The organism is Pedobacter sp. (assembly GCF_045627485.1).
Taxonomy (GTDB): Bacteria; Bacteroidota; Bacteroidia; order Sphingobacteriales; family Sphingobacteriaceae; genus Pedobacter.
The window spans coordinates 40,091-51,264 of sequence record NZ_JAZQNU010000015.1 but is presented as its reverse complement, the minus strand read 5'-3'; the positions used below and the strand labels follow the sequence as shown (position 1 = coordinate 51,264).

At 41.7% G+C, this 11,174-nt stretch carries 8 protein-coding genes; 2 read left to right on the top strand and 6 right to left on the bottom strand.

Going from position 1 to position 11,174, the window contains the following annotated elements:
• Positions 1 to 135 precede the first annotated feature (135 nt).
• Entirely contained in the window at positions 136 to 1,569 is a 1,434-nt protein-coding gene (locus ACR2F3_RS01120) for a SusD/RagB family nutrient-binding outer membrane lipoprotein (protein ID WP_432708141.1), read from the bottom strand.
• 11 nt (positions 1,570 to 1,580) lie between these two features.
• Positions 1,581 to 4,736: a SusC/RagA family TonB-linked outer membrane protein gene (locus ACR2F3_RS01115; protein ID WP_432708140.1), complete on the bottom strand. Its 3,156-nt coding sequence runs from the start codon at positions 4,734 to 4,736 to the stop codon at positions 1,581 to 1,583.
• A 203-nt stretch (positions 4,737 to 4,939) separates the two neighbouring features.
• Between ACR2F3_RS01115 and ACR2F3_RS01110 the strand changes: the two genes are divergently transcribed.
• Entirely contained in the window at positions 4,940 to 7,081 is a 2,142-nt protein-coding gene (locus tag ACR2F3_RS01110; RefSeq protein ID WP_432708139.1) for a prolyl oligopeptidase family serine peptidase, read from the top strand.
• A gap of 6 nt (positions 7,082 to 7,087) precedes the next feature.
• Here ACR2F3_RS01110 and ACR2F3_RS01105 read toward each other — a convergent pair whose 3' ends face one another.
• Positions 7,088 to 7,852, bottom strand: coding sequence for a PRC-barrel domain-containing protein (locus ACR2F3_RS01105; RefSeq protein ID WP_432708138.1), 765 nt, complete (start codon positions 7,850 to 7,852; stop codon positions 7,088 to 7,090).
• A 31-nt stretch (positions 7,853 to 7,883) separates the two neighbouring features.
• Positions 7,884 to 8,210 (bottom strand): hypothetical protein, encoded by a 327-nt coding sequence (locus ACR2F3_RS01100; RefSeq protein ID WP_432708137.1) that lies wholly within the window; start codon positions 8,208 to 8,210, stop codon positions 7,884 to 7,886.
• Between the two features lie 329 nt (positions 8,211 to 8,539).
• Between ACR2F3_RS01100 and ACR2F3_RS01095 the strand changes: the two genes are divergently transcribed.
• Positions 8,540 to 9,652, top strand: coding sequence for an SGNH/GDSL hydrolase family protein (locus ACR2F3_RS01095; protein WP_432708136.1), 1,113 nt, complete (start codon positions 8,540 to 8,542; stop codon positions 9,650 to 9,652).
• 42 nt (positions 9,653 to 9,694) lie between these two features.
• Here the strand turns inward: ACR2F3_RS01095 and ACR2F3_RS01090 are convergent, their stop codons facing one another.
• Together ACR2F3_RS01090 and ACR2F3_RS01085 are read right to left on the bottom strand one after the other, a co-directional pair.
• On the bottom strand, positions 9,695 to 9,880 hold the full coding sequence (locus ACR2F3_RS01090) for a hypothetical protein (protein WP_432708135.1): 186 nt from the start codon (positions 9,878 to 9,880) through the stop codon (positions 9,695 to 9,697).
• A 224-nt stretch (positions 9,881 to 10,104) separates the two neighbouring features.
• Entirely contained in the window at positions 10,105 to 11,169 is a 1,065-nt protein-coding gene (locus ACR2F3_RS01085) for a DUF5007 domain-containing protein (RefSeq protein ID WP_432708134.1), read from the bottom strand.
• Positions 11,170 to 11,174 lie beyond the last annotated feature (5 nt).

Here is an 11,174-nt window from a genome sequence, read left to right as displayed (position 1 = left end):
AAAAGTCATTATACCTAATTCCATATGTCAACCTTAATTTACCGCTCAAATATAAGTTTTATCCTGAGCATGCACGCTTAAAACAAAAGCGCCTGGATTATCCAGGCGCTTTGCATTTATAATATCAAGAAAACCTTATGGTTTATCCCACCACAAAGGCGTGTCTAAAGGGACCTCTGCAGGTACATTAGAACCATTTTTAGATCTTTCTCCAGTAGGATAAGCTACCCTGCGGATATAATTTGATAGCACTGCACCTACTGGCATGCGGAAGTCTTTATATTGATAGTCATGACGACGAACATCATTCCAGCCTTCCGGACTTAAGTAAGTGACTGCGTACTTCTCTTTGAATATTAAACCTAGCGTAAGGTTCGCGGCACCAACACCTACTGAAGGATTTGCCAGGTACGCATCACGTTCTGCTATACTCACACCCATTCTGTTCATATTCTCGGTGATACCTGCCAGGTAAGCTGCGTAAGCCCGTGTTAGTCCTGTTGCTCCCAGACGGAAAGCCGCCTCTGCTTCGATGAATTTTAACTCATCATAATTAAGCACATATAAAGGCGAAGTTCTGTTGGTTAAAGGCGAATTAAGGCTGATATAAACTTCGTCATGCACCGTATTTGCAGCTAAACCTGCATTTCCCTCGCCATTTCGGGTCCCTACATAGGTTCCATTTACAGTTTTGTCGGTTATTTTAGCAATTCTCGGATCTACAATACCATATTTCAGGCCATTCATGTGGTTCACAAAGTTATCAGATAACCAACCACCCAGCAAATTACTAGCGTTGCTAACAGCAAGTTGTGCCCATGGGTTAATCCCCGAAAACACCGCCATACTCGCATCGTCACTGGAGGAACCATAAGATTTCTCCACTGCAGCCAAAACACTTTGTGCACTATACGTCGACTTTTTAGAAATTTTGTTTAAAAACCTGGCCTGAATACCGTAAGCAGTTTTTAACCACGCTTCACGGTTACCCTGGTGAATCAGGTCTGATGCAGCATCGAGCTTCGTTGTGGCATCTGTTTTCTGAAGGTTAGCAATACTTTCGCTTAACAAAGTCATAGATGCCTGGTATAATTCTTCTTCCGAATCATATTTCGGTGTCAATTTACCCTCCTTGCCAAATGCCTCGCTGTAAGGGGCACTTCCCCATGTATCGGCAACAAGGCCTAAGGTATAAGCCATTAACAATTGGCCAACACCAAGGTGTTCTGTAGCACCACTTTCCGAAGCTTTAGTGATCATGTCACTCAAATCGGCCATAGCATAATAAGCGTTATCCCATTGTGAGGTATTATCGGTAATCTGATAGGTATCTGCTGTTCCACTGGCAGAAGGGCTTGCCAGGTACTGCGCATAATAAGCGTTTAAATTGGCAAAGCGCTGGCCATTTAACCCGGCTTTATGCGTGGACGTAGATAAAAGTGCATTCAAAGGTGGATTAACCACCTGATTAGGATTTTCGCCTAATTCAAAATATTTTTTACATCCCTGACCTATGGCTGCAACACCGACAAGCAGGATGATCATTGCTGTTTTATTAAATTTATTCATCGTATTGATATCTAAAAGCCAACATTTAAAGAGAAAAGGAAACTTCTTACCGCAGGATAAGTCATACCAGCAAAACCATCGATATTAGAACCGCTGTTGGTAGTAGAACTTTCCGGATCGAAACCAGAATATTTGGTCCACAAAATCAGGTTATTTCCGGTTACAGATAACCTCACATTTTTGATGAAGCTGTTATGCATCCATGTTTTAGGAAGCGAATAACCAAGGGTTACTGAACGTAAACGTACCCACGAAGCATCTTCTACGTAATCTTCAGAAGCACCTCTTTTCACCAGGCGGTAATAACCATCACCATAGTTGATTTGTGTTTTAGGGTCTATTCCTTGACCTAACCATACTTCTTTGGTATTGGGAGTGCCGTCAGCAAGAACACCTTCGAAAACTTTATAATCATTTCTGTTTTCCGACTCTTTCGACATACCGAACGCGGCATAGTAATTAGCCAATTGGTTATAACGTTCGTGACCAATTCTGGCATCGAACAATACATTTAACGACAGGTCTTTATAAGTGAACGTGTTGTTCCACCCACCAATCCATGTAGGTTGAACATTACCCAGTTTCTTCTGATCTGAGGCAATACCAATGATTGGGAAACCATTAGCATTAATCAATAATGGTCTTGAAGGATCACTTGCCTCAGGAGATTTATCTAAACCAGCGGCAATCTCTGCAGGAGTGAAATAACGTCTGTATTCTGTTCCGTATAAGGTACCATAAGCTTCACCTGGAATTAATTTCATCGTTACACGAGCATTCAGATAACCATGCTCAGAAGCACCAACAATTTCTGTCAGGTCTGAACGTAATGAGACAATTTTATTGCGGTTTGCAGAATAGTTAAGTGAGGTTTCCCATGTAAAATTACTGGTTCTGATGGGTGTACCAGAAACTGAGATTTCAATCCCTTTGTTTCTCATGCTACCTGCATTTACTGCAGCTGTTACATAACCCGTAGAAGAAGAAATAGGTACATTGATAATCTGGTCTTTACTTAAAGAATGGTAATAATTGGCATCGAAACCAACCCTGCTGTTAAAGAAACGCATACTCAAACCACCTTCATAAGTATCGGTAAACTCAGGTCTAAGCGTTGGCGACCCTAACAAATTAGGACGGGTAAAGCCGGTGAAACCAGTTGGCAAACCAGTATAATTGGCAAAACCACGACTGGTAGAATAGGCATTAGCATCTTTTCCAATTTGTGCATAAGAGAACTTAAACTTCGCATTGCTAATCACTTCAGGAAGTTTGACATGATCAGAGAAGATGTAACTTACACTGGCAGATGGGTAAAAGAAAGAGTTATTTGGGCTCAACAAGGAAGAAGTAACATCATTTCTTCCAGTGAAGGTAAGGTATAGGTAATCTCTCCAGTTTAAAGATAACTCACCGAAAACACCCATTAAACGATAGGACGACTGATCAGTTGTTCCTCTTAAAAATTTAGCGTTACTTAGGCTGTACCAGTTGTAAACCGTTAAATCAGACCCTTCCATGGAAGAGTTATATATCGTCCGGTTGTACAAATCGTGGCCAAGGCGCAATGTTCCACTAAGGTCTTTCGACACACTGTGCGTTAAACTGGCGATAAAAGTACTGTTAATACTGCGGAAGGTTCCGTAATAATTATTCACTAAACCCATTCCCGGAAAAGCGTCGGTACCATTGTCTTCCACCAAACGTTCGCCCACTAAACCCTGAAAGCCAGGTGCCGTGTTTAACCTTTTGTCGCGATAAGTATCAATACCAGCACGGTAACTTAAGTTTAGCCATTTGAAAGGTTGGTAGGAAGCATTGGCGCTACCGATTAAGCGTAATACATCATCGCTAAAACGGTTGGTCTCTGCCAGGTAACGCGGGTTTGTAGTTTCACCATAAGAACGCATGGTGCCGTTTTCCATCAGGTAATCGTTTACGTCGTGACGTGGAGACCAGTAAATTAACTGCTCGATATAACGACCGGCATTATAACGGTACCCTCCTGTGTTAGACACATTAATGGAAGCACCTGCATTGAATTTTTCACTTGGTTTAAAGGTTGCATTGAGCCTGCCCTGGTGATTTTTAAAGTCTGTGGAAGGTAATACCCCGTTGTGCTGCGATTGCGAGATTGATGTCAAAAAGGTCATTTTCTCTGTTCCACCAGAAACGGTTACCCCATTGCGGTATTGACTGCCTGTTTGAAAAGCATCGGCCATGTGGTTATATAACTGGTCAGGGTGTGTAGAGTCAGCTTTTTTAGCCTCTTCTACTGTTGGACCGAATGAAGGCCAGAAATCATCTTTATTGTAAACACCTCTCCATCCCTGACTATATTTTGTCTGTAATTCAGGCATGGTATTTACATTCTCAATACCATAAGTTCCCTGGTAATCAATTTTAATGTTACCTGCTTTACCAGATTTAGTGGTAATAACCACAACGCCATTTGCCCCTCTTAAGCCATATAAGGCTGTAGCAGCACCACCACGAAGGATGTTCATGGATTCGATGTCATCAGGATTTAAATCTACAGCACGATTACTCATACCATAGGCACCAGTACCCGTATTTGAAGTACTGTTGTCCATAAAAATACCGTCAATAACAAATAAAGGCTGGTTATCACGAGCGGGGTCAATCGAGTTTACTCCGCGGATCTGTATTTTGGCACCCTGTCCTGGTGCACCTCCAGTACTACTAATGGTTACGCCGGCAACTTTACCTTGCAGGGCATTAACCACGTTTGGCTGGCGGTTTTCAGTCAGGTCATCACCAGCTACGGTTTGCGAGCTGTAACCCAGTGACCGTTCGTCACGTTTAATTCCCAGGGCAGTAACTACTACTTCTGAGAGCTGTTTGGAGTCTGGCACCAAAGATACATTCACCACCGTTTGTGTACCTACCGGTACCTCCTGGGTAACATACCCTACATAACTAAATGTTAAAATACCGCCTGACGACGGAACCGGAATGGCATATTGGCCATCGTTGTTTGTGGCTACTGTAGCAGTAGAGCCTTTGAGCTTAACAACCACTCCTGGCAGGGTTAAGGCATTTTCCGCATCGGAAACCTTACCCCTAACCTCTTTCGTTTGGGCCATAGCCGCATGACTCCAGAAAAAAAGTAGGCTGAGCATACATAAAGTAAAGGTTTTTTTCATAATTGGTGTTTTAGGTATAATTATTTGGTTGGAAATAGGTACTAATCTTATTATGTTGTATTTTTTCAAGAAATAATGACAAATTGACTTTTTTACTTCTTAATTTCATTGCAATATAAATCATATCTTTAAATATTAATTAATAAATCATTAATTCTTCATTGTATACAACTTTTAACCAACGTTACCACCACACATTTCACATGAAAACTGCTTTATCAATCATAATTACCCTTTCAATCGGCCTTTTCACAGGTTTAGAACCGCTAAAAGCACAGCCCTACAGTTTAAATTCGGTAAAAAGCTACCCTTTCCCTACAAGTCTGGTCACCGCAAGCACGGGCACAAGAATGGCCTGGGCTGTAGATGAACAAGGAAAAAGGAATATTTATGTATCGGAAGGGCCAGAATTTAAGGCGCGCAGGTTAACTTCCTACCTGGAAGATGATGGACAAGAAATCAGTAGTCTCTCTGTCTCCCCTGATGGAAAATGGGTGGTTTTTATTCGTGGTGGCGACCATGGTTCCAACTGGAATGATGAGGCACCGGTAAACGTAAATGCCGACCCTTTTCCGCCTAAGGTGCAGATTCATGCCATTTCTTTCGATGGCATGAATCATATAGAAATAGGAGAAGGCGAAAGACCCATAATATCCCCTAAAAGCGATGTGCTGCTTTTTATTAGAAAGGGGCAGCCCTGGATAGCTAATATCAATGGATCTGCACCTGCCAAACAACTGTTTTCAACACGGGGCACAGTTAGTGAATTAACCTGGTCGCCAGATGCTAGCAATATTGCATTTGTATCGAACAGGACCGACCATTCATTTATAGGCGTTTATAAGGACGGCCAAACTCCTATTAAATGGATAGCACCATCATTTTACAGAGACCGTTCACCACGGTGGGCACCAGATGGTAAGGGCATTGCCTTTGTGCGTTATGCCGGCCTTGGTGGAAAACCGGATTCTATTTTAAGCAGAAAGCACCAACCCTGGTCTATCTGGAAAGCCGACGTCAACACAGGGAAAGCTATTTCCTTATGGAAAGCTCCACAAACCCTGGCAGGTTCGCCACCAGCCACCCATGGTGGAACAAATTTACATTGGGCAGCCAAAGATCGCATAGTGTTTATGTCTACACATAATGGCTGGTCGCAACTATACAGTGTGGCTGCAACCGGAAGTGAAGCCTTGCTCTTGACTCCCGCAAAGGCTATTGTAGAACACCTGATCATGAGCCCGGATAAAGAATGGTTGTATTTTAGCACCAACACCGGGCCGGATATTAAAGATATCGATCGACGCCACATCGCTAGAGTAGCCGTAGATAAAGCTAATTTTCAGGTGTTGAGCCCCGGAACAAACATGGAATGGACGCCACAAATTAGCGGCGATTCCAAATACCTCAGCATGATCACCTCTGTTGGTCAACAACCACCGCTTCCTGCGGTGTTAGACCTAAAGAAAATTGGTAATTTGAAACAAAATCCTAACGTTTTGATGAAAGAGCAAATACCGGTAGATTTTCCGGTTTCAGGCTTGGCAACACCCCAGCAGGTAATTTTTAACGCACCTGATGGTGTAGTTGTGCATGCTCAATTGTTTCCTGGCCGTGGAAAAGAGCGAAAAAAACCGGCAATTATTTATATCCATGGCGGCCCATCCCGTCAAATGCTTCTCGGATGGAATTACTCAGAATATTATGCCAACGCTTATGCCATGAATCAATATTTGGCCAGCCAGGGTTTCAACGTGTTATCGGTTAATTATAGAATGGGTATTGGTTATGGCCATGCCTTTCAACATGCTAAAAACACCGGCACTACGGGGGCAGCAGAATATCAGGACATCAAAGAAGCAGCAATCTGGCTAAGCAAACAAACGGATGTTGATGCAAATAGAATTGGTGTGTATGGCGGATCGTATGGCGGTTACCTCACCAATATGGCCTTAGCCCGTGATTCAAAACTTTTTGCTGCAGGCGTGAGCATCCATGGACTAGGCGACAGAACCATTGAACGCAATAACAGTATTCTCTACCCCGATCGCTTTGAAAAAGCACCCGATTCACAGGAAGCGGCTAAAGTAGCCTGGACCTCCTCTCCCGCAGCAGACCTAGCCACCTGGACTTCACCCGTAATGCTTATTCATGGCGATGATGACCGCAATGTGGAATTTGGCCAAAGCATAGACCTTTACCGTAGGCTAACAGACAAAGGAATCGAAGTAGAAACCTTGGTTATCGTTGACGATACACACCATTGGATGAAATACGACAATGTAATGAAAGTTAACCAGGCAACTGCTGATTTCTTTTTCAAGAAATTGAAACCTAATCCTTAGTAAGGATTAGCGTCCAACCTGCCGTTGTGTTTCATAATACTCATAAAGTGTGACTTCATAAACGTCAGGGAAAGGTAGTGAATGATCGTACTTCGGACTGTTTTTGACCGCCTCTACTGTAAGGTCGACAACAACTTCCGCAGTTTCCCATTTAATCTCCTTGATCCATTTTGGTGAGATCAGCACTTTTTTACCGGGAAGCCACCTTCCGGTATCTACTACCATGAAATGTATCCTCCAGCTTACATCGTCGAAGATAAAGTCTTCGACGTCTCCAATCTCACCGTCGGTGGCATGGATAGTGTAACTTTTAACCTCTTTGCTACTGCGTAGATGCGGGTCACCTTTTTCTTCCTTTGATTTCTGGAGCGCAATCTGGTCCTCAAAAGGAATTCTGGTATCTACCATATTTTCGTAACCAAATCCGCCATAAAAACCCAATCCTATCGGGTCAGTGTATGGCCAGCCGTAATAATCATACAGACTTAGCTCCTGTTGGCGCGATACGGTTTTTTCTGTATCTACATCGGGGCTGTTTTTAATCTGTTCCTTAGTCAGGTTTACCGGTATGGTTTTATCTTCGGTATTTACGCCTTTTACAGCATGGGGAGAAATTAACACTTTACGACCCGACAGCCATGACCCTGTTTCTACCACCAGATAGCGTATGGTCCAACTGGCATCGTCGAAATAAAACTCTTTTACCTCGCCAATGTGACCATCTAATGCGCCTATGGAGAAACCTTTTATACTTTTTATACTATGTTTCATCTTATTTAAGATTAAGGATTAAACTGATATTTTAATGTTTGCGTATTGGCTTATCTTTTAGCTGGGATTTAGCAACATATACTTTTCTGCCCTTGTCATTAATATAAAAGTACCTGGAGCGGTTATCGATGTATATTTTTTGTCCTCCGGGGCCAACTTTATCTTTATATACTTTATCTGCCACATCTGCAGCACCCTTTGCTGCGATCTCTGCAGTTTTATTGCCAACCTTTTTCGCAGCTTTTTCAATTTCTGGATCAGGATTTATTTTAAGGGTGTCTCTTTTTTCCTGGGCATGGCTAAGTGTAGACATACCCATCATCAACAGAAAACAGATTGCTTTTAAAAATGAGTTCATGGCGATATTTTTAGGTTAAACAAATCATACGCTCATCAAGTTGATTTAAACTGATCGGCTGCGTGATTATAACAATTGAAGATGCGCAGAGTTTTAAGTAAAATACTAATTTTGACCGCTTTAGTACTTGATACTGGGTTGTATTCGAAAGGGTGTAGGATCTACAGCGCAAATAAATAGCGGAAAGCTTTAATTTCAGCACAGTTCGTTCAATTACAATACAGTTATTATCAAAAAGAACGGACTAAAGAAGCCCTTGGATTTTGGAGTTGCACAATTTGATCAGACAATAAGTTAAGGGAATCATATAACTTAACAGAAATTATTACTTGAAACCAACTAATATGACTTCACAATTGTTTAGCTTCTATGGGAAGCTAATTGCAGCCACTGCTCTCATTCTTTGTAGCTGTGTAGCTTTAGCGCAAGACACTTTACACTATGTTAAAGCGATGGACTTTGTCTTCCTAGGTAAACCAAAGGTTACAGATCAACTTTTCCATCGGATAGATACCAAGGAAACCAAAGGTATGACAAAAGCTGTGCAGGGACTATCCAAGAACAGTGCGGGAATTTCATTGATATTTGAAAGTAACTCTCCGGTGATTGCTGTCAAATGGGAGCTAGCAGAGAATAAAGTGATGGCCAATATGACGCCCATTGCCCACAGCGGCCTCGACTTGTATGCTTACAAGAATCGAAAATGGCAATATGTAAATGCAGGGAAACCGATGAAGGACTCTTTGAATCAAACTCAGGTGATTATACAGAACATGGATACGACCGTTAAGCAGTTCATGCTCTACCTGCCACTTTACAACTCTATAAATGCCTTATCTATAGGCGTTTCTAAAAACGCAAAGATCTCTCCCCCATCGAAAGTCAACATTAAACAGTCGAAAAGAGTGGTGATCTACGGTTCAAGTATTGTACAGGGAGCGTCAGCAAGCAGGCCGGGCTTGGCGTATCCCGCTATCCTTCAACGTAAACTCGGCATGGATGTAATTAATCTGGGTTTCAGCGGAAGTGCCAAAATGGAAATAGAGGTAGCCGAATATTTAGCTACTCTCCAAGCAGATTGTTATGTTCTTGATTGTATTCCAAATCAAACAGCGGCCCAGATCAAAGCACGTGCCTTGCCATTTATTAAATACCTAAGATCACAAAAGCCAAACACTCCGATCATTTTAGTAGAATCCGTTGTGAGGGAACATGGTTTTTTTGATCAAAAAGTGGACATGGAAGTAGTGGCACAGAACAACGCTATCCGGGAAGCATACAACCAACTCAAGAAGGAACATTATAAAAACATCTTCTATGTTCCGGCAACTGACTTCATGGGAAATGACCATGAGGGCACCATTGATGGCGTTCATCTTACTGATGTAGGGTTCAGCAGAATTGCGGATGCTATTATGAAAGTGATCAAAAGATGTTTGTAGCAGCCAATTCCAATCTGACCTGTTAAGCAATCTTCTCCACTTTTACACTTGCCACTTTAGGACGATGTTGCTTAGATTGATGCGTAAGTTGAGCTTTGAAAGCAGCTTCTCACCATCAGGCACATCTGGCCTCGTATTGACTTCCTGAAGGTCTAAATGAAATACATCTTCTTCTTTGCGAACTTCTTTAAGTTCAAAAAAAAAATTAAGAATGAAATCTGGGAGCAATAAGCTTATTAAAGAATGCTAACCGTCCTGGATGAAGTAAGAAATCTAAAACAGCAAAGCTAAAAACATAAGACTTGCTCCACAAGTTTTTGACTTGATCCTAGAAAACGCCTACGGAGATATCAAAATACAAAATATCCCCAACTAGTACGAAATGTACTCATTGGGGATATTTTTGAATAAGCGGTTAACTAATATGTTAGCCACTTATTAAAATAAGAGACTTAACGTTTTTTGGTCAGCCTTAGTTTCAATTCATACACATACTTACCTGGTTTATTTAATTTCGTGTTAATCCTGAAATTAACTTTAACAGGTTGCGCCGTATAGGTTAAATATTGCATTTTAGTTGGTGGCGACCAGTTTGCTGGATCAGCATAATCTACAGATTCAATCCATTCCTCATAAATCCTATAATAACAATTTAAGGCATTTTGCTGGCTATCCCAATAAGGATCGGGAAAACGGGCTTGTGCATAATCGTATAGAATAGCGGTGTCTGTGACCGTAGTTTTATAGGCGAATGTTTTTAGGTTTTTAAGAAAAGTATTTCCGGTTGGTCGGTCTGATAGTGCCTTTCCTGGAAATACTGCGCCATTCTTATCTAAAACTTTGAACACAATTTGATTGGGCGTGTCAGCTACTCGCCTTATGGTGAGTGTGGCATTTACGCCCTGACCAACAGTCATATCAACAGCCTGATTTTCATTGATGGAGAACGGGATCGCCGTTTCTGAGCCTACTGGAAGCGGCTGAAAATAAGGGTTATTGACATATTCGTAAGTTTTAGTTTCTGTTAAGTTAATCGTACAAATGTCTTTATAAACTTTTATACCATTAGGGTTTTCCACTTGCAGGTCTACCAAATATTCGCCTGCCGGAACGTTATCAGAAGCTTGCGTAAACATAAATTGACCGCTTGATTCGAGCACATATATCGGCTTCTTCTTTTCATAGCCTCTTTTTGCATCAATTAAAGCCAGCGTGGTATCTACTAAAGGATTATATGTTTTGTTCCAAACGGCTACGTCGTACTCCTTAAAAAAGGCTTCTTCACGCTTTCCTGTCGCTTTGTTTCGCACATCAAGAAGGGTAATTTTAAATGGAGGGGTAGATCCATCGTCTGCAATTCCATTTGATATCAGGAACACCCCTTGTCCAACGGTTAATGGGTTAGCGGTATACCTTAAATTATCACTCAAAAATCCCGTAGTAATTTTTTTGCAACTCGACAGCCCAATGAATATCAATAAGCATGAACAAGCGATGATGTTGAGTTTATTCTTCATGTTAT

Excerpts from the sequence above, each read along its gene's own strand:
- ACR2F3_RS01100 (WP_432708137.1), bottom strand. The coding sequence starts at position 8,210 with ATGAACTCATTTTTAAAAGCAATCTGTTTTCTGTTGATGATGGGTATG.
- ACR2F3_RS01120 (WP_432708141.1), bottom strand. The coding sequence starts at position 1,569 with ATGAATAAATTTAATAAAACAGCAATGATCATCCTGCTTGTCGGTGTT.
- ACR2F3_RS01115 (WP_432708140.1), bottom strand. The coding sequence starts at position 4,736 with ATGAAAAAAACCTTTACTTTATGTATGCTCAGCCTACTTTTTTTCTGG.
- ACR2F3_RS01085 (WP_432708134.1), bottom strand. The coding sequence starts at position 11,169 with ATGAAGAATAAACTCAACATCATCGCTTGTTCATGCTTATTGATATTC.
- ACR2F3_RS01105 (WP_432708138.1), bottom strand. The coding sequence starts at position 7,852 with ATGAAACATAGTATAAAAAGTATAAAAGGTTTCTCCATAGGCGCATTA.
- ACR2F3_RS01110 (WP_432708139.1), top strand. The coding sequence starts at position 4,940 with ATGAAAACTGCTTTATCAATCATAATTACCCTTTCAATCGGCCTTTTC.